Annotated in this window: 20 protein-coding genes, 2 tRNA genes and 1 pseudogene; 8 read left to right on the forward strand and 15 right to left on the reverse strand. The window is 41.3% G+C overall.

The genetic code is table 11. The features are described from left to right. Positions 1 to 99 precede the first annotated feature (99 nt). The gene (locus V7K30_RS06815) at positions 100 to 798 is read right to left on the reverse strand and encodes a Uma2 family endonuclease (RefSeq protein WP_334998358.1); all 699 of its coding nucleotides are present in this window, start codon (positions 796 to 798) and stop codon (positions 100 to 102) included. A 176-nt stretch (positions 799 to 974) separates the two neighbouring features. Then, entirely contained in the window at positions 975 to 2594 is a 1620-nt protein-coding gene (gene dndC, locus V7K30_RS06820; protein WP_334998359.1) for a DNA phosphorothioation system sulfurtransferase DndC, read from the reverse strand. Between the two features lie 182 nt (positions 2595 to 2776). Between dndC and V7K30_RS06825 the strand changes: the two genes are divergently transcribed. Both V7K30_RS06825 and V7K30_RS06830 read left to right on the forward strand, forming a co-directional pair. Further along, positions 2777 to 4375, forward strand: a complete 1599-nt coding sequence (locus tag V7K30_RS06825; protein WP_334998360.1) for a DGQHR domain-containing protein — start codon at positions 2777 to 2779, stop codon at positions 4373 to 4375. Between the two features lie 123 nt (positions 4376 to 4498). Next, complete coding sequence (locus V7K30_RS06830; RefSeq protein ID WP_334998361.1) at positions 4499 to 5704, forward strand: AIPR family protein; 1206 nt, start codon at positions 4499 to 4501, stop codon at positions 5702 to 5704. 73 nt (positions 5705 to 5777) lie between these two features. Here V7K30_RS06830 and V7K30_RS06835 read toward each other — a convergent pair. From V7K30_RS06835 to argF, 10 genes and pseudogenes are all read right to left on the reverse strand, one after another. Continuing rightward, a pseudogene (locus V7K30_RS06835) lies at positions 5778 to 6026 on the reverse strand (HNH endonuclease); the annotation flags it as partial. Positions 6027 to 6135: 109 nt separating this feature from the next. Continuing rightward, complete coding sequence (locus tag V7K30_RS06840) at positions 6136 to 6885, reverse strand: HNH endonuclease (RefSeq protein WP_334998362.1); 750 nt, start codon at positions 6883 to 6885, stop codon at positions 6136 to 6138. Between the two features lie 9 nt (positions 6886 to 6894). After that, the gene (locus tag V7K30_RS06845; RefSeq protein WP_334998363.1) at positions 6895 to 7368 is read right to left on the reverse strand and encodes a DNA phosphorothioation-associated protein 4; all 474 of its coding nucleotides are present in this window, start codon (positions 7366 to 7368) and stop codon (positions 6895 to 6897) included. 96 nt (positions 7369 to 7464) lie between these two features. Further along, positions 7465 to 8016 carry a Uma2 family endonuclease gene (locus V7K30_RS06850; RefSeq protein WP_334998364.1) on the reverse strand — a complete coding sequence of 184 codons (552 nt, stop codon included), beginning with the start codon at positions 8014 to 8016 and terminating at the stop codon, positions 7465 to 7467. 201 nt (positions 8017 to 8217) lie between these two features. After that, positions 8218 to 8787, reverse strand: coding sequence for a Uma2 family endonuclease (locus tag V7K30_RS06855; protein WP_334998365.1), 570 nt, complete (start codon positions 8785 to 8787; stop codon positions 8218 to 8220). 85 nt (positions 8788 to 8872) lie between these two features. After that, entirely contained in the window at positions 8873 to 10945 is a 2073-nt protein-coding gene (locus V7K30_RS06860) for an AAA family ATPase (RefSeq protein ID WP_334998366.1), read from the reverse strand. After that, complete coding sequence (locus tag V7K30_RS06865) at positions 10942 to 11115, reverse strand: hypothetical protein (protein ID WP_180277607.1); 174 nt, start codon at positions 11113 to 11115, stop codon at positions 10942 to 10944. Before V7K30_RS06865 ends, V7K30_RS06860 begins: the two co-directional genes overlap by 4 nt. A 465-nt stretch (positions 11116 to 11580) precedes the next feature. After that, positions 11581 to 13056, reverse strand: a complete 1476-nt coding sequence (locus V7K30_RS06870) for a DNA phosphorothioation system restriction enzyme (RefSeq protein ID WP_334998367.1) — start codon at positions 13054 to 13056, stop codon at positions 11581 to 11583. A 120-nt stretch (positions 13057 to 13176) separates the two neighbouring features. After that, positions 13177 to 13782 carry a transcriptional repressor LexA gene (lexA, locus tag V7K30_RS06875; protein WP_334998394.1) on the reverse strand — a complete coding sequence of 202 codons (606 nt, stop codon included), beginning with the start codon at positions 13780 to 13782 and terminating at the stop codon, positions 13177 to 13179. A 264-nt stretch (positions 13783 to 14046) separates the two neighbouring features. Then, positions 14047 to 14967, reverse strand: a complete 921-nt coding sequence (gene argF / locus V7K30_RS06880; protein WP_334998368.1) for an ornithine carbamoyltransferase — start codon at positions 14965 to 14967, stop codon at positions 14047 to 14049. 371 nt (positions 14968 to 15338) lie between these two features. Here argF and V7K30_RS06885 point away from each other — a divergent pair. Continuing rightward, positions 15339 to 15410 (forward strand) — tRNA-Thr (locus V7K30_RS06885). A 245-nt stretch (positions 15411 to 15655) separates the two neighbouring features. Here the strand turns inward: V7K30_RS06885 and pyrE are convergent. Then, entirely contained in the window at positions 15656 to 16279 is a 624-nt protein-coding gene (pyrE, locus tag V7K30_RS06890) for an orotate phosphoribosyltransferase (protein WP_334998369.1), read from the reverse strand. A gap of 100 nt (positions 16280 to 16379) precedes the next feature. Between pyrE and V7K30_RS06895 the strand changes: the two genes are divergently transcribed. Continuing rightward, positions 16380 to 16814: a hypothetical protein gene (locus V7K30_RS06895; protein WP_334998370.1), complete on the forward strand. Its 435-nt coding sequence runs from the start codon at positions 16380 to 16382 to the stop codon at positions 16812 to 16814. 127 nt (positions 16815 to 16941) lie between these two features. On the opposite strand, the gene V7K30_RS06900 is transcribed toward V7K30_RS06895, so the two are convergent. Further along, a tRNA-Ile gene (locus tag V7K30_RS06900) sits at positions 16942 to 17014 on the reverse strand. 295 nt (positions 17015 to 17309) lie between these two features. On the opposite strand from V7K30_RS06900, the gene V7K30_RS06905 reads away from it, so the two are divergent. Both V7K30_RS06905 and V7K30_RS06910 read left to right on the forward strand, forming a co-directional pair. Further along, positions 17310 to 18011 (forward strand): hypothetical protein, encoded by a 702-nt coding sequence (locus V7K30_RS06905; RefSeq protein WP_334998371.1) that lies wholly within the window; start codon positions 17310 to 17312, stop codon positions 18009 to 18011. Between the two features lie 134 nt (positions 18012 to 18145). Continuing rightward, positions 18146 to 19540 (forward strand): hemolysin family protein, encoded by a 1395-nt coding sequence (locus tag V7K30_RS06910; RefSeq protein ID WP_334998372.1) that lies wholly within the window; start codon positions 18146 to 18148, stop codon positions 19538 to 19540. Between the two features lie 211 nt (positions 19541 to 19751). Here V7K30_RS06910 and queC read toward each other — a convergent pair whose 3' ends face one another. Beyond that, positions 19752 to 20429 carry a 7-cyano-7-deazaguanine synthase QueC gene (queC, locus tag V7K30_RS06915; protein WP_334998373.1) on the reverse strand — a complete coding sequence of 226 codons (678 nt, stop codon included), beginning with the start codon at positions 20427 to 20429 and terminating at the stop codon, positions 19752 to 19754. 339 nt (positions 20430 to 20768) lie between these two features. Between queC and V7K30_RS06920 the strand changes: the two genes are divergently transcribed. After that, positions 20769 to 21851: a Gfo/Idh/MocA family oxidoreductase gene (locus tag V7K30_RS06920; protein ID WP_334998374.1), complete on the forward strand. Its 1083-nt coding sequence runs from the start codon at positions 20769 to 20771 to the stop codon at positions 21849 to 21851. 627 nt (positions 21852 to 22478) lie between these two features. Next, positions 22479 to 23102 carry a DedA family protein gene (locus V7K30_RS06925; protein ID WP_334998375.1) on the forward strand — a complete coding sequence of 208 codons (624 nt, stop codon included), beginning with the start codon at positions 22479 to 22481 and terminating at the stop codon, positions 23100 to 23102. The last annotated feature ends 190 nt before the right edge of the window (positions 23103 to 23292 follow it).

Raw genomic sequence — 23292 nt, forward strand, 5'->3', positions numbered from 1 at the left:
TGACGCATTGAGAAAAAATATTATCTATAAAATATAGATAATACCATCACTAACTGTTAAGAAATGCGATCGCATCTGTCTCGGTATTGGTAAGGGTGGCTAGATTTGCACACCTCCAGCTTGAAAAATCTGTTCGGCGGTTAAATTCAATTCTGGGAAAGTAGGCGAGACAATATGGGTATCGCCTTTAAATTGAGTAACTTGGTACTCACCATCGATTAATAGATAAATGGATATAGTAGGCAGTTTAGGATTGCCAATAAACTTCCTAGCGCCATAAGCCGCGTAATCTATAATCCAATATTCAGGAATACCTATAGCTTCTCTTCGAGACGCTTCGCGAACATAATCAGCTAATTTTTTGTAGTAATCATCCCGCCAATTAGTACTAACCCTTACGGGTTCGTCAGTTGCTTCAACGCGGTGAACCCGCGCAACGCACTGACTCACAACTTCAATAACCAATGGAATAGATGCAGCTTGAGATACAGTTGATTCTTTTTTCCATAAAGGCTCATTCAATAAATTTGGTCGATTGATTATTAAGATGTCTGGTGAATAAGCTGATTCATTTTCAAATGGTTTGACTAATACAGTTTTTGGAATGAAGTAAGGAAGTTTTTGTCGCCCAATTTCGATAGATATATTTAGCGCCAAAAAACCAACAACATCCTCATGATCTACCACTGGTTGTGCCATTTCAACAATCACGCCATCATGTAATTTGTATCTTCCACCTTCAGTCCGCCAAGCTGCAAAATCTTCAAAAGTTACTAATTTGTGTATGGCTTGAATCATAGAACCTCGCTTGTTTTAAGATAATCAAACTTTGTCAAGGGTTCTTTAAGTAGTAGTCTGTCAAGGTTAAATTGATGGGTAGTGCGAGCATCTTGCTCGCGTCGTGAGCGAGACGCTCACACTACCAACTCGTCAAAATGAATTTGACAGACTAGTAGTTTGTTGACTGCTGTTTTCTATTCTTCTAAATTTTCCTTTTTAAATTTCATACTTGCCCAAGTTACCTGTTCATCACTTTCACCTTCATCTACTTCATTGATTGCTGCAACATCGCCCAAAGTCATCTGCTTGACTTTTGCAACATCACCTTGACTAACTGCTTCGCTTAATTCGCGTTTCAAACGAGCATTCTTAATCGCATCTTCTGGGGAACGGGAACTCGTATTAAAACATTTTTCTAGGGTTTCGTATATCCCCACGCGACGAGTCTTTTTGCGATATTGGCGTTCTGTGTCTAACAATTTCGCCATGAGTTCCAAGTGCATCGCGTCACCTTCACAGATTTCTTCTAATACTATCCATTCATCACGACCTAGTAGGCTATAGTCAGCGCCAGGACGGGGGTCTTGAAATTCTTCGCCAGTCACTTCTTGATAAATTCGGGGTAAGCTATCATCAAATTCGTGTTTGTCTTCTAGCCAAATGCGGCGAATTTCGCTCATTTCTTCGAGAGTAATTAGGGTGATATCGCGCATATTTTCTGGTGCTGTCCGACGGGTTTTTGTTTGCGCTTCTAATAATCGTCTGAGCCAATGTTCCCGCCAATATTTGGTATAAGGGCCAGGTATTGGTTCAACAGAAATTTCACCATTTTTATTGCGTTCAAATAGTTGGACATCTCCCCAAATGCGACGGAAATCTCTCTTGTCCCAGTCATCTTTAATATCTAGTTCGTTACGGATATCTAATAGAGGCTGCATCCATTCTTTCTCTTCATCATTTTGAATCATTGCCTCCATCGATTTATCCTTACTAACGATTGTGCAAACCCAGCAGCCAAATCGTGAATCACCACAGCTAGGAGTAGAAGTATCAACAACTAATGGACATTCATTATCGGCTGTTGCACCTCGATACATAATGAATAAGTCTTTGTTGCTATATCCCCAAGGGTTTTGCCACTGATTTAGGTAAATCCAAACTTCATCAGTACGCCAATCTTCGATAGGAAGATAAATCAATGAGTTAGGTCGGTTAGGATTAGTATTTATGTGATCACGTACCCGCGATTCTCTATGTTTAGCCATCGTAGCAGCACGTTTAGTACTTTCAGCCTTGCGTGTACCTAAGACAAGAATTACTTCACCATTAGACCTAATAACTGCACGGATAAAGCTGTCGGATGGTTGAATTTTAAGGCGTTCAGTACACCATCTAAATCTGTTTCGCGGCGCTGGGTAGCCTTTCCCAATTAAGCTTACCCAAAAGGTGTCCTTAATTGCAGGATAAAGCAAATGGGGTTCAATTGGCATTTCTTGCTCTTTAGCAGCAACTTTCATCTGTGCTAAAGAGTTACGTACCCAAACAGAGACCACAGGATTTTCTACCAGCGTATCAGTTGTAATAACATGGATTGTTTTAGTTCTCTTTTCCTGGGGGAGTGCTGCGATCGCATTCCAGATAAGCTGTAAAGTAGCAGTACTATCTTTTCCGCCCGAATAGCCCACCACCCAAGGAATCTCATCTAAACAATACAATTCTTGAATTTCAATGGTGAGAGCTTGGATGTAGTCCACTAACTCTGCTACAGTACGTGTTTGTTGAACTGTCTTTTCTGGTTGTTGTGCTGTAGTCATTTCTCCTTCTCTCTGGAAACACTGGCGTAATATCTGGGCGAATAGGGCGAATAGAATTCGCGTCTACACAAACAAAACCCAGCGACCTGGGTTGAAAAAATAGTTTTTAAAAACTTTACTACTAATATCCAATTTTTTGGATAATTAAACGACATAATCCTATTCTGTTTTTAAAATTTAACATGAAAGATAGTACATCTGACCCAACTGCTGACGTCGCTAGAGAATACCTGGAACGAGAAAACAAGGAAAAACAGGTACTAGCTTTACTCCTGGAGAACTTTTTAGGGAGAAAAGATCAGATTCTCGTTCAAAAAACCGAGATGGGTGGTACTGAGGCTTATGTTAGCTCTGTTACATTGGAATGGTTTGCAGGTCGGGTTCACTTCGCCTCTGGCTTACCTCTGTTTCAGGAAAAGTACAATCCTGAAACTGATAATGTCGAAATTGACGCGGATAGTATTGATGAAATTCAGCAACGTCCCCTTGATTGGTCACGTCAAGCACCACTAGTCCAGTATTTAGCGGCTCGACATAACCATAAGTTTCCACCAGTGTTAGTAGTAATTAATCAACCGTGGGTGGATAATCCCAAAGCTGCTGAGTGGGATAGCGAAGGACGCGCTACAAAGTCTACTACTGATTTCATCCCCCTAGATAAAGACGCTAAAGTAGGTCTGTTAAATATTTCTGAGGATGATGTCACCATTTATGCACTAGATGGTCAACACCGATTAATGGGGGTTCAGGGGTTGATGGAGTTAATTAAAACTCGGAAACTCCAGCGCTATAAAAAAGATAAAGGTGTTGATGACAGTTTTATTACAGTAAATGATTTGATAGAAAAGTACCAAGTAGACCTTGCTTACTTGCAAAATTTACCCAAGGAAAAAATTGGTATTGAGTTCATCTGTGCGGTAGCGCCTGGGGAAACTCGCACCCAAGCGAGGCGGAGGGTAAGATCGATTTTTGTTCATGTCAACTTGATGGCTGCACCCTTGACTAAAGGGCAACTAACACAGTTGAATGAAGATGATGGTTTTGCGATCGTTGCGAGAAAAATTGCAGTTACACATCCACTATTAGAACAACGACAAGAGCGCAATCCTCGTGTTAATTGGAATAGTGCAACAGTGGCTTCCAATTCTACAGTTTTGACGACTTTGCAAGCTCTGCAAGATATGTCTGAGCGATATTTGGCTCAAAAGTTCCCCCACTGGAAACCCTTGGAGAAAGGTCTAATTCCCATGCGTCCAGAGGATGAAGAACTTGAGCAGGGGATTGAGGAATTTAGAAAGCTATTTGATTCTTTGGCTAGTCTTTCCAGTTATAAGATTTTAGAACACGAGGATACACCATCTTTACGGCGCTTCAGCTTTGAGAAGGATGGAGGTGAAGGAAATATGCTTTTCCGTCCGGTTGCTCAAGTTGCATTAGCGCAAGCTTTGGGAATTTTGGTTTTTAAAAAAGGTTTTTCTCTGGCAGATATTTTTAAGAAACTACGGAAGTTTGACCAGCAAGGCGGCTTTAGTGGTATGGAATATCCGCAATCTATTTGGTATGGAGTTTTGTATGACCCAAATAAAAAGCGGGTGCAGGTTTCTGGACGAGATTTGGCGACGAAGTTATTGGTTTATATCCTGGGTGGAATTCAGGAACAGATGGAACGTGCTGAACTTCGTAAGGCTTTAGCGGATGCTAGGACTGTGGAAGATAAAACTATAGGTTTTGATGGCAAGCTTGTTGAACCGAAAGCGGTAGGACTTCCAGCTATTCTGTAATGATTCTATATAAAATGACGTTTATGTAGTTGCATTTAGCCAAAGTATAAGTGTATAATTTTGTGAGTGTCCAGTTGGGCATAAAACATAAGCAAAGCGTTCCGTAGAGCGCAGGAAAAATAAATGTCTACAAAGATAACAGCTCCTTTCTTTGCTACTGCTGCTTGTAAAGCATACAAAGAGGACAAAGAATCCAGTCGAGTAATTTGGAATCTCACTGTCCCTATATGCCAAGTGCCTCAAGGTTTACCTCTAGATCCTAATGCCAGACTAGCCAACGAAAATCGGCGGACTGTAAAGAGTATGTTGACAACTCTGGCACAAAAGCCAGAAGAGTTTATTTTCTACAACAATGGAATTTTAATTGTTGCAGACTCCATACAAGTTAAAGGTCATGGCACTGGCGGAGGGTTTGACGTTGAGCTTTTACTTGTCAGTCCTGAAGAGGGACAGGAAGACAATTTCATTGGTAATGGTATCGTAAATGGTGGGCATACTTACACTGCTATCACAAAAGCCCGCAGCTATTACGATAAATTAAAATCAAAAGGATCTAAACCAAAACTTAACCAACAAACTGGTAAGGTTGACTATTCAGAGTTTGAAAGTGCTAGTGTCCAAATTTTTGTGCTGGTCAACATCAGCCAAGAAGAAATATCAAATATCAGCAGGTATCGTAATACTAGTGAGAGTGTTGAGGAGTTTAGTCTTAAAAACTTAGCTGGAGATTGGGACATCATCGAAGAATACCTTCCTGCTGGATGTAAACCTTATGTTGCTTTCAGAGAAGGTGAAAATAAGCAATTCGATGTGACTGATTTGGTTCGTCGCCTTGCTTGCATTAATAATAAGTCGTACCCCTGGCGAGGTTCAGACGGTTCACCTAAAAATCCTAGTGCAACTTGCTCTGCATACGGAACTCTCATTAAGAATTGGAAAAAGGAAGACTTTGGAGAGATTGTGCCTTTACTTAAAGATATACTCTATATTGAAGAGTGCCTTCGTGATGAGTATGATCGGCAAAAAGGGCTGAGTAAGTTAAACGGCGTTGAAAAAAAGCCTTATCAGTTCATCACAGGTAAGCAATTTAATCACACCCTTCCTATTACTTTTGTATTTCCTATTCTTGCAGCCTTCCGTGTATTTATCAAAGATGGGCAGTGGGAGTATCCTGTCGAAAAGTTATGGGATGAGATGGGAAACACCCTTCTGAATAACTTGCTAACCGCCTACAGAAATGAGGGGAGGGGAAATCCAGCCGCCTTTGGGCGTTCAGCTTCAACATGGTCTAACCTTCTTTTAGTTCCCATGTTGAAGTTAACTGAATAGTTGAACTTACTTGAGCATTAATAACTATACCCATATCGGAAGTTAAATTCTTGTATGGGTATAATTTGATATTTCATCCTGATTGAAATATATTTTGGCGATGCCATTGCAGCGCTTCCAGTTCGGGAAAGTGTTGCTCTATATTTGGTAGAAGTATTGTTTCACCATGAAAATCTTTCATAGGTTTAGCATGGGGAGATGCTTCTTCTAAATCATTGCTAACTATGATTTTGTATTGCTCATTTACAGCAAACCAACCCCTATCAAATGCCCAATGATGATTTTTACAAAGAGCAATTCCATTATTAATTTTACTATCATATAGCAATCCGATTTGATTTCTGAAATTATTTGCGTAGGCTGGGAGTAGGGAGTAGGGAGTGGGGAGTAGGGAAGAAGCCTCTTTGAGTTGTACTGAGTTTTTTCAAAAATCAAATATGAGTCCTATAGAATTGTGAAAATGGCTTAATATGTGCGCCATCAACGATGTTTTGACTTACAGATTTAGTTACTTTTATCCCACAAAAAGCGCATTTATAATCATAAATACTTACAATTGCTTTCCTGAAAAAAGCATTTCTAATCACTGCTTTTCTTAAGCTCCATCTAGGATTGGTATCTAAATTGCTAGACTCAATAGTTTTATCTATTTTTAAGGGGACATCTTGAAAATTCTGATTAATGGTTAAAAAATTTTCTATCGTATTATCTTCAGATGGCAGCCAAGCTGAAACAAGTGCATCAATTAATATTTGCCTGGAAATTTCATCTTGAATGAAATCAAATAGTTCATCATCCAAATGTGCATAGTCAACATCTTCCTTGAGTTTGGGAATTGTTTGCGGACGACCACCATCATATCCAGAACTATACTTCAGATGCCAAAATTTACCATTATCATTTTTTAGATGAAAAAAAGGAAGGGCAAAATCACTTCCCTTAAAAGTACTAGAAGCAAGTACTTCCCAATACTTCTTGAAGGTACCGAGCAATTCATCTGATATGGTGATACGATTATCTGTGATTAAATCTTGTGTAATTAGGTCAATTATAGATAAAAGTAATATGGGTTTATTAAGAGCATCACCCTTTTTCTGAGTTTTATATACCTTAATATTAGAAAAACATTCACAATAATAAACTAAACTACGCTGATTTGCTGGCTGTTGTGCTTTAATCATTATGATGATTTACGAAAGAAATTTGCTTAAATCAAAATCCTCTTCTTCAGAGTTATCTTGAAACCTTTCATGACTGAGAATCAATAAAATTCTTTCAGAATAATCTACTGCGCCCCGGATTTCTGATTGTAAGATTTCAAGTCCACCATTGGCATATTCTTCAAAAATATAATTACGTTTTTCATTATTGTTTCCTTCTTCGAGAGATAAAACTTTTATATCTTGAGTTTCAGCAATTCCTATTAAATTTATTACCGTATTATATCCCCTGACTATAAACTGTTCTTGGGGTATTGGCGATGGTTCCCTTTTAGAAATCTCTCCCAAAGCCACCCGCTTTTTATGTTTTGCACCCAAAGCTGCTGCAAATACAATCACATCAGCAAAAGTCTGAAAAGGCCCTGTTGCACCATCTGAAGATGTTAAATCCTTCACCAAGTCAGCCTTATCTTTAGCAACCCTGATTCTGCCAGTTTCAGCCATGATATTAATATTTACATTGCTGCTATTTTAACCTACGCCTACGCACTTGCCAAGGTATTATTTTATGATGGTATGCAGGCGATCGCTAAACAAACACTAAACAAACAAATTATCCACCAACATAGTCCATCCTGGTAACGCGGGTTCACCTTCCGCCACCTCGCCACGACGATACACTTGCGGTTCTTCGGGATTACTAGCGCCATATACTCTGATAACTTCCTCTTTGAGTACATCCACATCCCAAACTACCAAAGTACCAGCCGCAAAATAATCACGGCGTTTACTTTCCATATCTTTTTCAGCCTTATCACCGTAATCATTTTCACTTCTCACCTCAGCAGCAAACACAGGCGCACCATTAAGGAACTTCCCACCTGTAGGTTTGCCAGTATAAAATGCGGCATCAGGACTTAAAGAACGACGATGAGGGAGATTGACAATAAAACCGACATTATCAGGTAAAGCATAACCGCTTTTTGTTAGTCTTTCATAATCACGCAAATTAGCATAAATTTCACCGCCTGCACGTCCTGGTAAAAATCCAGTTGGAGACATCAGCACCAATTTTCCATTGACAATTTCTGCTTTACAATTGTCAGGTAAGTGATATAAATCTTCAATAGTTGCTTCAGTTTTAATACTCATATAGCATTTCCAAATCTAGTGAGGTACAGCTTAAGCTTTATCTCCCCTCTCCTTACTAAGGAGAGGAGTTGGGGGTGAGGTTTTAATCTTCTAATTAGTTAGCGATAATCTCAATTTCACCATCTTCTCTTCCCTCCGCGTTCTTTGCGCCTCTGCGGTAGCCTGCGGCAAGCCGCTTATGCGTCTACGTTTATCCAAAACTTATATTGCAAACTGAACATCCTCATAAACCAAAGAAATCGGAAAGTGGAAATCAATGCTAGTTAAATGAACCTCATCCCCTGCTTCATAAGGATGTAACTCCCAAAGTCCTCTATCATTTAACCGGAAGCAATCTAAACCAATTTTTTCAGCATCGATGAGGATGTATTCTTGCAAAGTCTGAATACGACGATACCGCGTAAATTTTGTACCTCTATCGTAAGCTTCCGTGCTTGGGGACAGAACTTCAACAATTAAACAAGGATATTGGAGAAATTGAATAGCTTGTTTATCCCGTTCATCGCAACTCACCACAACATCGGGATAATGAAAAGGCCCCTTCTCAGATACACCTACTTTCCCATCTGCCATATTCACACGACACCCACTCCCTCGCAGGTGACTTTTTAACGCTGAAGCTAAGTTTAAAGCAATATCATTATGGGGAAGAGTACCCCCAGTCATGGCGAAAACTTCACCATCAATATATTCATATTTAATTTCTTGGCGTTCTTCCCATTCCAGATATTCCTGGGGGGACATATAGTTTCTGTCTGGACTCGCAACCATAACCTTATTCCTTCTCAAAAGCCACTTTTCTCAACTGTAACTAAAATCGGACTTACGCACAGGTAACGGAAATGACACGCTGTAATTACTTATCCCGTTCGACTTCCATAATTTCAGTATATTCAAACTCATTCGGACTTTGTTTCACCAAAGGATATCTTTCAACACCCAACTGAATATAATCTTGTTCGCAATCCGGCTTAGATGAATAATACGTAAGCACATATTCTCTACCGATTCTGTCTGTCATTTCTGCTTCTACTTCACCCCGCCACTGAGTCTTAGTAACTAAAACTATTAACTGATTCGCTAATTGGGGAATTGTCTTCGCAATGTGTCGCCGTGAACTTTCATCCAAACTACCAAACGGCGAATCCATGACAATTGGGAAAGTGCTACTATCGGGAATCATCATCATTTTTCGCTTCTCACTCCATTCCCTTACTTTGTCAATAATGCTGGCAATAAAAGATAAACTAAGAATTTGATTCTCCCCGGTGGAAGCTGCAACTGGTGCTTCTATACCCGTGGTATTTTCTACTAATGTCAGTTCATATTTATCGCTAATTTTAGGAATGTATGGAGTTACAGAAATCTCCATAAATATCTCCTGCACTCGCTTTTCTAGTTGCAGGCGAAATTGTTGTTCTTGACGATTTTTAACTTCCGTTAACCGTTCAATTGCATCTTGAGTGGCGTTAATTCGTCGTTGTGCTAAAGTTTGCTTATCTTCATTCAGCTTTTGTTTAGCAATTTGTTTATTTAATCCTTCAATTTCAGTTGTCAGTTGAGCAATTTGCTGCTGATTTGCACCCTGTTCTCGATTTAATTCGTCAATTTTACTTTCAATTTCATCTAAACGTTTTTGCAAACTGCTAATTTCTTCATTAGCATCTTTTCGCAACCGTTCTTGAATATTGTCTAAATCGCCTTCAATTTGAGATATGCTTTGCCTTAACTGATTAATCCTAGTTTGTTCTCTATCAACTTCTTCCCAAAATCCTATTGCTTGCTTATCAATTTCATCTACTTGAGCGCTCATCCGAATTGCAGTTTCTTCCACCGCCGAAGAACCTGCTTTATTTAACCAGGTACTCACATGAGTATGAGAATGATTACCCTCGTGTAATTCTGCGCCACAAATACAGCGTTGAGAATTCAGTAAATCATTCACAAATTCCCGCGAAATTCCTGATGTTAACTCGCCGCGCTGCTTCAAATCATTGATAATTCCGCGAAACTCTGCTGTGGTTTCTGACAGTAAAACGGTATAACCCCGCGCGGAAATAACTTTTTTCAGCGCTTCCTTGGTTTTTTTATATTCTTCTTGATTCGCTGCTTTCTGTGATTCTAAATCCTGCCATCTTTCTTGCAATTCCTTAGCAGCACTCAGTTCTCGTAAACGATTACTTGTCTCTTTTTTAAAAGTTTGTTGATATTCTAACTCTTCTTTAATTTCAGTTTGCCGTTTGGTAATGCGTTCACGTTCTCGTTCTATCTTCTCTTGCTGTCGTAATAGCTGTTTGGTTTCAGAATCACCAATAGCTTTTAACTCATTTTCTAGAGCTTTTTTGGCATCTCCCAAATGTCTGATGGAACGGTTGATTACTTCCACACCCAAGAAAATTTTTGTAGCTTCGGCAATTTCAGCTTTTTTGTCAGAACGAACGATTTCTTCAATCCGTTCGCCGTCAAAGAAAAAATATTGATGTAAAGTAGCCGGTAAAATTTGATTAATTATATCGTCTGGTTGCTGAATTGGTATATTCCATTTCCCATCATCCGCACCAACCCACATGGTTAATTGAGTTTTACCAGCATCAAAATCACTTTCGTTTTTATAACCCCGACAGGCGCGTTTAACTCGATAGCGTTTACCTTCATGTTCCCAGCCAATTTCTACCCAACATTCTACAGCTTGACCTTTTTGAGTTTCTGCGATCGCACGCTTATTTACCAACTGCTCTATCGATGCAAATGCTGCACTAAATTTATCATATAATACCCACGTAAAGGCATTCAGCAAGCTAGTTTTGCCAGAGCCATTATTGCCATGAATAATTGTCGTGTTCTGAGCATCTCCCCCAGCCAGGATCATCTCTGGTGTCGTACCATAAAAGGAGCGAAAGTTGCATAGCTTGATTGAAGTTAGCTTCATCGCACCTCTTCCTTAATAATGTCCAAAATATTATCATTTATATGGCTGTTAATCTTCTTATCTAGCCTGCCTTTTTCCAGCTTCCATACCCGCTCAATAATTTGCCGTACTTCCGGCGGTGCGCTGGTTATTGGCTCCTGCACATCATCGATATTCGCCTCTTGTGACATATTGAGTTTTCAAATATACTTTTTCTATATTTTAACTTTCTCTAGTGCTGGAATAGCATCAGTAAAGCCACTGTTTGTGTTATATCATGTCCGCTTGATTGCTTATTAAACCCGAAGAACCCCAAAGAGCCAAAGCTATGCTTTGTCTCCCCTCCCCGCCGGCAGGGAGGGGATTAAGGGGAGCATCTCGCGTGTGGGGTGCAATGACTATGGGAATCACAACTAATTACCCGGACATGATATTATCTTTAAAATCCTAATTTTTTTTGAAAAAACACTTTATTCTTTAATTGTTTTCTGTTATTATTAAAGTATCTTGATGATAATGGGATGTAAGTGAAATTTTTAACGCAGCTTACATCCCATTATCATCAAACTCATAATCTTATTATTTCATACTTAATACACCTTTTTTCAAAACTCGAAAAATTTTACAAAAAAATACAACTATTCTCTGATTCATCATCAAATATCTAATAACCCATATCGCTTTTGTAAATCCAGTAACTTCATTCTGGCAACACCTGCGTTATCAGCCAAATCAGCAAACTCTACAAAGCGCCGTAATTCCTTTTTCAACAAATTACGCTCAACTTCTATAGTTTCTCTATCTAAATCTGGTGGCAAAACAATCATGTCAAATATAGTGGCGCGTTCTTTAGCCGGATGAGGACGTAAAACTCGCCCCCGTCGCTGAATAAATTGGCGGGGATTACCAGAACTTGATAAAATCACCGCAGTTTGAATTGCCGGAATATCTACACCTTCATCTAAACAACGAATTGCCACCAAACCCTGCAACTCACCACTTTCAAATTGATGGCGCAAAATTTCCCTTTCTTGTAAAGTTGTTCGAGCCGTATAGGTGCTTACCTTATACCCTAAATCCACTCCCAAAATTTTAGCAACAGCTTTAAGTTGGCGTAGGGATGAACGTTCTCCCGCATCTTGTGAACCATCACTGCAATAAAAAAGAGTGTGAGTAGTTTCGCGGCGAGTTGCCATTAAATCCCGCAAAGCAGTTAATTTATTTTCCGCCGCACCAATTAACCTTGCTCTTTGCATCAACAATGGCTTTAAATCTTCATTATCTTCAAAATTTCCGCCATTTTCTCTATCTCGATAAAGTAGCGATCGCCCAATTCTTTTAGTTAACTTTAAATAGGCAATACTTTCAGCTTCAGTTAACTCCACCAACACCGGATAATACAGATAATGTACCAAAGCACCTTGAGCGATCGCATCCCTCAAAGTAAACTCTGGTTGGAGAACTGGGCCAAAATAATCAAACAGAGATTGCGTGCCAAAATCATCAAAATACCTCTCCGGTGTGGCAGATAAAGCCAATCTCAACCCAACAGTGCGCGGTAAACTTTCTTCTAACTTGGGTGCGCCTAAATTATGCGCCTCATCCCCAATAATTAAAGTTTTGGCGGGAAAATATTTGAGTTGAGACTGAAACCCATCTCCAATTAAAGTGGAGTTCGTAGTAATCACCGTCACAAACCGTTGAGAACCAGAACGCAGATTATAAATTTGCGTAGATAGTTGACTTTGCCAAGTGCGTAAATTCTCAAAAGCTAAAATGGGTTGCAAATTAAATTTTTCACATTCTCGCGCCCATTGGGTGACAAGATGGCGGTAGGGACACACCACCAACAGAACTTGTAAATTAATCTGCTGATATAATTCGCAAGCGATCGCTAATGCGGTAATCGTTTTACCACTACCAGTAGCCATTTTCAGCGTCCCTCTGCCATTGTTGGTAAACCAGCTAGCGATCGCTTCTCGCTGATATTGCCGCAATTGCAGAGATAGAGGCATTCTTGGGCATCCTGGTAATGGTTGCGAAGTGTAATAACTGCCCTTACTTTCCCTTGCAATTGGTAATTTCAACCGGAAAGTGGGCAGTTGCTGCACTGAATTTTTCGTCAGGTACATAAAATGTTAAGGGCATTGGGCATTGAGAATTGGGCATTGAGAATTGGGCATTGGGCATTGGGCATTGGTTATTCCCCTTGTCCCCCACTCCCTACTCCCTACTCCCTACTCCCCATTTATTCAGTTGTAACCGCGCCAAACACCAATCAGTGAACCTTGCACCTGCACTTGCATAGCACTGACTTCAATGGGATTGTACTTAGGATTTGCTGGTTTGAGGGTAACGCGATCGCCTTGACGATAAAAACGTTTTAATGTGGTACCAAATCCATCTACTCTGGCGGCGACAATGGTGCCATTTTTTAAATGATTTGGTTCTGCGACTGGACGCAAGAATACCACATCGCCATCAGCAATTAAATCTTCAATCATGCTATCGCCAGCTACCCGCAAAGCATAAGTTTGGGGAGGTAACTCGAAATTAGAAAAGTCTAGATGATCTACAGCATCAGTAAACGGTTCTATTAAACCACCAGCTGCGATCGTCCCCAAAATTGGCACACCTTGCTTAACAGCACGTAAAACCCGAATCGTTCGCGCTTGGCCTTCAGTCCATTCTATATATCCTTTAGTGCGTAAATGTTCCAAACGACTTTGAATTGGTGCTGGTGACTTCAAATTCATCGCTTGCATCATTTGCCGAATTGAAGGCGAATGCTGGTGCGATCGAATGTATTCTGTTACCCATTCGTAAAGTTCTTGTTGAGCTTCCGTTAGACGTTCCATAAATTTGCGGGAAGTAATTATTAATGTCTCTAGAACATTAGTACTACAAAAAACTCCCCATAACAAGAGAAAAGTAAAAATATAAAAGGCAAAAGCAAAAATATTCTCTTTTGTTTTACCCATTTATTTGGGATTTTTTACCAGTAAGTAGTTAGGAGCCAATCGCACACTCGTTATTTTAACTCCTAACTCCTGTAGAGACGCGATGAATCGCGTCTCTACTCTTGACTTGTACAGACGCGATTCATCGCGTCTCTCTTTTATTCATTCCGCCCCTAAGATACTCGCAAGTAAAGCTTTTTGAGCGTGCAGACGATTTTCTGCCTGTTCCCAAACTCGTGATTGGGAACCTTCAATAACTTCTTCGGTAATTTCTTCACCGCGATGGGCTGGTAAGCAGTGTAAAACAATTGCCTCTGGATCAGCAAGGCTCAAGAGCTGCTCAGAAATTTGGTAAGGCTGGAAAATTGGCATCCGGTTATCTGCTTCTGCTTCTTGCCCCATACTCGCCCAAACATCAGTGTAAAGTACAGCAGCTCCCTTAGCAGCTAATTCTGGATCGTGAGTGAGCAAGACTTCAGTTTTGTGATTAGCGATCGCTCTTGCTTGTTCTACAATCCTAGAATCTGGCTCATACCCGCTAGGAGTAGCAATTCTGACATTCATCCCCACCAAAGCACAGCCCAACATCAGAGAATTAGCTACATTATTCCCATCACCCACGTAGGTTAAAGTTAACCCAGCAAGAGTACCAAAGCCTTCTTGAATCGTCAATAAATCAGCCAAAACCTGACAGGGATGTTCTGCATCGGTAAGCGCATTAATTACCGGAATCTTGGCATAGTGAGCAAAAGTTTCCAAATCCTGCTGTGCAAAAGTGCGAATTGCCAAAACATCCAGATATCGATCTAATACCCGTGCGGTATCCTGCAAAGGTTCCCCGCGACTAACTTGAGTGACATTGGGGTTGAGATCGATTACCTGTCCCCCCAGTTGGTACATCGCCACAGTAAAACTTACCCGTGTCCGAGTTGAAGCTTTGGAGAACAACAACCCCAAAACTTTATTACACTGCAACTTCAACTGTTGTGATTTAAGTTGAGTTGCCAATTGCAGGAGTTCTTGAAGTTCCGTAGGACTAATGTCCGCTAGACTTAATAAATCTCGTCCGAGCAATGCTGCCATGCTTATAATCTGTAAAAAATAATTATATATTTCTGTTCCTTTATTCAGTCGTGCCAAAAAAATACAGTTTTAGAAGCGTACCAGATATTTTTGCGTCCAGCCCAGGATTTGAGTTAGCTTTTGCTATGAATGAATATTAATTTATCAACTTTATCAGTGAGCAGAATCACTGATTTTTTTCTGTTTCATCACAATTGCTACGCAGCTTAAACCATCTAGGGGGCACAAAAGCCGCGATATTGCCAAAATCTCTGGTCTTTTAGCCTAATTTAGTCAGAGGGAGATATTTTTTAGCAATTACAGGTAGACAAATAGATTAATTATGGTACAATTAGAAATTGTGGTTGCTATATAAGAGCGATCTCAAACTTGCCAGCATAGCACAGTGGTAGTGCATCCGACTTGTAATCGGAAGGTCGCAGGTTCAAATCCAGCTGCTGGCCTTAAATCAAAACCCCCGAATTCGGGGGTTTTGTTATTTCTATGCCAAATTGTTTAACCGCGAATTCCGCCATTTACCAGATTAATAATCTATATCCCAAATTACCCCAAAATATGGTTAATTACAGACATAATTTAATGAAGAAGTTAGTTCAGATAAATGGTGCGTTGCACTGCGCTCTAACGCACCCTTGTATCTTAGAATAAGTGGTAATTCTTAATTACGAACTAGTACAAGTCTTCTCGTTCATGAATTCGCAAGTTGTCGGTAGCGTTTCTGAACTTCTTGAATCGAAAACAAAGTTTCAAACTTCAACCCAGCTGACTGGTACAACTCCCCTCCTCCTTGCTCTCGGTCTACCAGTGAAATTACTTGATTTACCGTATAACCCGCATCCTTAAGACGCTCAACTGCTTTTAGAGCAGATTGCCCAGTTGTCACCACATCTTCTAACACTACTACTTTTGCACCTTCTGGTAAACTGGGGCCTTCTATATAAGCTTTCGTCCCATAACCCTTGGCTTCCTTGCGAATAATCAGCGCTGGTATTGGTCGGTTTTCATAAACAGAAACTATACTCACTGCTGTCACAATTGGGTCAGCCCCCAATGTTAAACCACCCACAGCCTGTGTATCTATAGGTAACAAAGGAAATAGCAACCGTCCAACTGCCAAAGCGCCTTGAGGATGGAGTGTTACTTGTGTCTTGTTCACGTAATAAGAACTACGTAGCCCAGAAGAGAGGAGAAAATCACCTTCTTGATAAGCAAGTTGGCAAAATAAATCTAGTAGCTTGTGGCGCAAAGTGGTCAAATCAGCAGTGGTTGCCCAAATATCTGAGTGGGTAAGAGTTTCAGTAGGATACGTCATTACAAAGCATTAAAAGTTGTGCTACACCAAAGGTTGAACTCATCAGAGTTCTGAACTTAAGCATAAATTAAGATTGCCCAAAAATTGAGGAGTCAGAAACGTGCGTATAAAATTAAAAACCTTTGGTGGTTTATTGGTGCTGCTTGCTGCTAGTATTGCTTTTCCCTCTGTTGCATCTGCCCAAACGGCAACACCCAATAATGAAACTACGAATGATGTATTTGAAGGAGCTTTTTTTCGTCACGATCGCAATTTCTACGAAAATGGCAGCCTTAAGCGTCAGCTAGACTCATTTTTAGGATCTGGTTCCGGTTTCGGTGGTTCCTTCCCAGAAAATGAAATTGCCCACGATGCTGAGTTGGTTAACACTTTATATCATGATGTCCTGACTCAGCAAGTTAGCAACGATCCTTATATTCGCACTCCTGATTTACCAAATCCTTACGACACGTCGCTGATGATGTCTCCTCGTTTGAATAGTAACAAACTCAAAGTGGGAACTGAATTCAGGTTTGAAACTTTACCACCTCGGTAATATTGGGGAAGGTGGGGCCCCCTCTGGGGATAAGGGGTAATGGGGAGTAGGGAGCAGGGGATAATAATGACTAACCAATGCCCAATACCCCATGCCCAATGCCCTCTATTAATTTTTAATCATTCAGTGCGCCCTGCTGGAATCGAACCAGCCTGAAGGCGAATTATGAGTTCGCTGCCTCCCCAATCGGCCAAAGGCGCTTGTTTTACTGGGTTTCGGGTTCCTATGAGTCAATTACTTCAACTCTTAGGTCAACCTTATTTGCTAACTTTAGACTGAGGAAAATACCTTATGCACTGAGTTTAGCCAATTGCGTAATTATAGCACAAATTTACCACCTGTGAATACTGGACAATAGTTTACCATATTTTTATACTACATAATTTGATTATGAAATAGTGCAAACTAATATTGATTAAGTTCCTTTAAGGATTGAGGTCAAAAGCTTCACTATTCTTAAATAGACCAGCATTCTTTTGTGATAGCTTGTCAGCGATGAAAATAAATTCTACTGTACTTCTTACTTTGATTTTGTTAATCCTGATGTTGGGAGCAGGTTCTGTGAGCGCGTTTTTGGGGTTTGATCTGGGGAGTTCAGCCCTTAAAGGCGTTACCGCACCAGATGGGCGTCCCACAACCAAATTTGCCAGCAATAAGACAAATAACTCCCAACAGGGAGGGCTAGTGCTATTAAAAGAGGAAGAGATCCTGAAAATTGTCAAGGCGCGAATTGAGGGTAAGACCAAGGCTGCTAAATCGGAAAAGCTAGAGGAAGATGATGAAGAAACCAATAGCACCAAGCAGAAGCCAGAGGAAAAACCCCCAGCAGTAGTTGAAGAAAAACCCCAGCCAGGTTTTCCGGTTACTGCCCAGAGTCAGGGTGTAACCATGTCTGTGCAATCTGTCCGCTACTCTGGTGGTGATTTGCTACTGAAAGTGAAAATGCAGAACAAAGGTAAGGATTCTGTGCGCTTCCTGTATAGTTTTTTAGATGTTACTGATGATAAAGGACGAACCCTGAGTGCTAGTACAGAGGGTTTACCAACAGAATTACCTGCAAATGGGCCAACATTTTCCGGTACAGTGAGCATTCCCACAGCTTTACTTGATGATGTCAAGAAGATATCACTCGCTCTCACTGATTATCCCGCTCAAGAATTGAAGTTAGAGGCATCGAATATTCCTGTAGAAAGGTAGATAGGGCATTGGGCATTGGGCATTGGGCATTGGGCATTGGGAATAGAGAAGAGACAAAGCAGAGGGGGAGTAAATTCTCCCTTGTCCCCCTCATCTCCCCCCACTCGCCATTCCCCACTCCCCATTTCCCCTAAATGGAGGACGTGAGTTTTACACGAGCTTTGGCAGTGAGTGGTTTTCCTAATTTAATTTGGACAGACGTGGCGCTGCGGTTATTGTCAGTGCTACTACTGATTGCCATAAATGCCTTTTTTGTGACTGCGGAATTTTCGATGGTGAGCGTGCGGCGATCGCGTATTCACCAGCTAGTTAAGGCTGGGGATATTCCAGCGATCGCTGTGGAAATGCTACAACGTAGTATTGACCGACTGCTATCTACCACCCAGTTAGGTATTACCCTCTCTAGTTTGGCACTGGGATGGATCGGCGAAAGTACGATTGTTGTGCTGGTGAATGCATGGTTAAAATCCTGGCCTTTACCCAGTGGGATGACTACCTTCCTGGCGCATTCTCTATCAATTCCCATTGCCTTTTTCTTGATTGCCTATTTGCAAATTGTGATCGGAGAACTATGTCCCAAATCCTTAGCCATGCTGTACTCAGAACAGCTAGCTAGGTTTTTGGGGCCTTCGGTAAAAGCGATCGTTCGTTTTTTTGGCCCCTTCATCTGGATTCTCAACCAATCAACTCGTTGCTTATTGCGGATTTTTGGCATCCAATACACAGGACAAGGCTGGAGGCCACCTGTGACTCCCGAAGAATTACAACTGATTATCTCTACAGAATGGGGATCTACTGGTTTACAGCGTGCAGAGCGAGAACTGCTCAATAATGTCTTTGAGTTTGGGGATGTCATGGCCCAAGATGTGATGATCCCCCGCACCAGTATTATCGCGCTGCCAAAAGATGCTACCTTCCAGACATTACTCACGGAAATGGCTTCTACTGGTTACTCTCGCTATCCCGTGATTGGTGAATCTTTGGACGATGTTCGCGGCATTGTTTATTTTAAAGATTTGGCACAACCTTTGGCTGTAGGAAAGCTAAGTTTAGATACACAAATCCAACCTTGGATGCGTCCCGCCCGGTTTGTTCCAGAACACACGTCCTTGAGTGAGCTTTTGCCCATGATGCAGCAAGAGAAACCAGCTATGGTCATGGTAGTGAATGAATTTGGCTCTACTGTGGGACTAGTGACAATCAAAGATGTCATTGCCGAAATCATCGGCGACGCCAGCGAACCTGAAAACAGCGACGACCTACTGATTCAGATGTTAGATGAGCAGAAATTTTTAGTGCAGGCACAAATCAACCTCGAAGACCTCAACGAGATTTTACATCTCAATTTGCCCTTGACAAGAGAATACCAAACACTAGGGGGCTTTTTGCTGTATCAGTTACAGAAAATTCCTGCCAAAGGCGAAACCTTCTGTTATCAAAATCTCGAATTCACTGTGGTATCAATTGTTGGCCCACGCCTGCATCAAATTCAACTGCGGCGGTTAGAAGAGTTAGGAGTTGAGAGTTAGGAGTTAAAAGTTAAGCTGAAAAACATCTAAGTTACATAATCGAATTAAATCAAACTCTTGTGGGGTGGCCATCTTGCCATTGGTGTCAAGTTAAATGTGGAAAAGCTTATGAATTTTAACTCCTCACTCCTCACTCCTCACTCCTCACTCCTAACTCCTAACTCCTAACTCCTCACTCCTCACTCCTCACTCCTCACTCCTCACTCTTCATTCAAAAAGCATACGCTAGTGGATCAACAAGTCCCAATTCGGCAAAAGCTGCTAGCCGCAAGCGACAAGAATCACACACACCGCAAGCGACATCTCCACCGGCATAGCAAGACCAAGTTAGCTCCCAAGGAACTCCCAATTGGTTCCCCAATTGGATGATTTCAGTTTTTTTCAGCTTGATCAGGGGTGCAACAATATTAATTGGTTGTCCCTCACGTCCTTGTTTGGTTCCCAGGCGAAATACTTCCTGCATTGCTTGGATATAGTCGGGGCGACAGTCAGGATATCCTGAGTAATCTAAGGCGTTGACACCGATATAGACACGTTCAGCTGCGATCGCTTCGGCGTAACCAAGAGCAAAGCTTAAGAAGATGGTATTACGAGCCGGAACATAGGTTACAGGAATATTTTGAGACATTTCATCCAGAGAACGTTCTTGGGGTAAATCAATGGTGTCATCGGTAAGTGCTGAACCGCCCCATTGTCGTAAGTCAAAATTAACCACCTGATGTTTCACGATCCCAGCTTTTTGAGCGACGGTGAGGGCTGACTGTAACTCTTGTCGGTGTCGCTGCTGGTAATCAAAGGAAATAGCATGACATTCACAGCCATCAGCCTTAGCTTTGTACAGAATTGTGGAAGAGTCCAATCCCCCAGATAACAGAATTACAGCTTTCATCTCGGTTGCAAATTTTGGATTTCAAATCGCCAAATCAAACCTTAACAAGATGCCAGGAAGCAATGCTAAGGAGAATTTACACTTAGGTCTTACTGAATTTTTTAAAGTTAATAAAAAGACATCTATTTTTTGTAGAAAGTCCAAAATCCCAAGCAAACCTGAAATATCTATACAAAAGATATTTGGATTACGGGAACCGATCACAAACTTTGAAATTCTTCATAAACATAGGCTCTATGTTACCATCTGGATGGTTTTAGACGGATCGTAACTGGCTTTCGAGTATAAACGCCAACGGCCGTAGCGTCTCTAAATTTGGTGGTTGAGGAGAGAATAATAGTGCAAGATAGCATGTCAGTGGCAGAACCGAATCTATATACACAGCGCAACCACCCACGACCAATCCGCATAGGCGTGATTGGAGTGGGTAACATGGGACAACACCACGCTCGCGTGCTGAGTTCAATGAAAGATGTTGAACTAGTCGGAGTGGCAGATATTAATGTCGAGCGAGGGTTAGAAACTGCCAGTAAGTACAAGGTGCGTTTTTTTGAAGATTACTGTGACCTGCTACCCCTTGTGGAAGCAGTTTGTGTAGCTGTTCCCACCCGTCTGCACTATGCCGTGGGCATCAACTGTCTGTTAGCGGGAATTCATGTTTTGATTGAAAAACCGATCGCAGCCAGTATTTCTGAGGCAGAGTCTTTAGTAAATGCCGCAGCTGAGTCTGGGTGTATCCTGCAAGTAGGTCATATTGAGCGTTTCAATCCAGCTTTTAAAGAACTGAGCCAAGTGCTGAAAACTGAGGAATTGCTAGCGCTAGAAGCCCACAGGATGAGTCCTTACTCAGATCGGGCAAACGATGTTTCGGTTGTGCTGGATTTAATGATCCATGACATTGACCTACTTTTAGAATTAGCTGCTTCCCCAGTCACGAAATTGACTGCTAGCGGTAGTCGCGCCCTGGACTCTGGTTATTTAGATTACGTAACCGCCACCTTGGGGTTTGCCAATGGTATTGTTGCTACTCTGACTGCCAGTAAAGTCACCCACCGAAAAATTCGCCGGATTGTCGCCCATTGCAAAAATTCATTTACTGAGGCAGATTTTCTCAAGAATGAAATTTTGATTCACCGACAAACGACTGCCAATTCTCTCACCGACCACCGACAAGTACTTTACAGGCAAGATGGTGTGATTGAAAAAGTCTACACCAGCAATATTCAACCCTTGAGTGCAGAATTAGAACATTTTGTCAACTGTGTACATGGTGGTAATCAACCCTCAGTAGGTGGTGAACAAGCTCTCAAAGCCCTGAGACTGGCAAGTTTGATTGAGCAGATGGCGCTGGAAGATCGAGTTTGGAATCCATTAGACTGGCAATCGGAACCAAGAGTACAATCGTTGACCCCGACAGCTTAGAACAAGAAGAGGGGTAGAGGGGGATAAGGGGGACAAGGTAAAATTTTCTCCCTTCTCTCCCCCACAGCATCAACCTCAAAAGAAAACCCTAGAGTATATTTTTAAATTTGCCATCAAATCTTTAGATCCTCCCTAGTCCTTTTAAAAAACCGACTAAGGGGGATCTAAAAAATTAGAAAACAAAACCTAGTGCTTCGTTTCATTAATTTTGTGAGGTTCGTAGTGAGCGATTTATCACTCAATTTCAAGGGCTAGAGCTACTGACTACGAACTTTTATAACCCTCGAAATTAATGAAACAGGCCCCTAGCTTCCACTTGTCTTACTCTGTTTCTCAGTTGCGATGTCAACTTTTAGTGCAGCCAAGTTACCTTGAGCGTGCCAATTTTAGATTTTAGATTAAAAATTATTTCGGTTCATGCCCTGCTTAAAGTGGGCGGAACAAATCCAAAATCCAAAATTTAAAATTCGGCTTGCCCCAAGCCAAAAAGTGGTCGGGGTCAATCCAAAATTTAAAATCCAAAATCCAAAATCGATTGACTCTAGCAAGTGGGGATAATTACCTTTTGAAAAAGCTAAGGCTGAATTTAGTAACAAGACTAGTGCAGCAATTTCAGGAATTGACTCAATGCTTGAATGGATAACTAATACTATCAACTATTTTGGCTATTGGGGAATCGCCCTACTAATGTTCCTAGAGAACCTTTTTCCCCCCATTCCTTCAGAATTGATCATGCCACTGGCTGGATTTACAGCAAGTCCATATCAACCAGGAGGGGCAAAGCTGAATATCATTGGTGTATTTTTCGGAGGACTTTTAGGTTCTGTATTGGGCGCACTTATTTGGTATTATCCAGGTAAGTTTTTGGGCGAAACCCGTTTGAAAGCTTGGGCTGACAAGTATGGCAAATGGCTGGCTATATCTAGTAAAGATATCACCAAGGCCAAAGAGTGGTTTGACCGACAAGGTAGAAAAGCAGTATTGATTGGTCGCCTTGTACCAGGAATCCGCACCTTGATTTCTGTTCCCGCAGGGATCAACAATATGCCTTTGCTGCCATTTCTGTTTTACACAACATTAGGTAGCGCGGCTTGGGTGGGTTTGCTAACATACTCAGGATACGCATTGGGTAGTCAGTATGAACTTGTGGACAAGTACCTTGCTCCTGTATCCAAAATCGTACTTGGGGGTTTGGTTCTAGCATTTGTTTTCTGGATATTCAAGCGCCAGTTAAGACGTACTAGAAGATGAGACACGGACGCTTTTGGTTTGAAAGCAGTGAAAGCAGGGGTTACATCTGGCCAAAATTCGCCTACACTATGCCAAATAATACTAGATGTGCGTTGGCAAAGCCCATCGGAGGGATCGCCGGAATTAATTTTTGGCGTATTTCTAGCTACACTTGACGCAACCTAGAATTTCTGGTTGCTCGCATTTTTGT

It is taken from the genome of Nostoc sp. (genome assembly GCF_036917655.1).
Taxonomy (GTDB): domain Bacteria; phylum Cyanobacteriota; class Cyanobacteriia; order Cyanobacteriales; family Nostocaceae; genus Nostoc.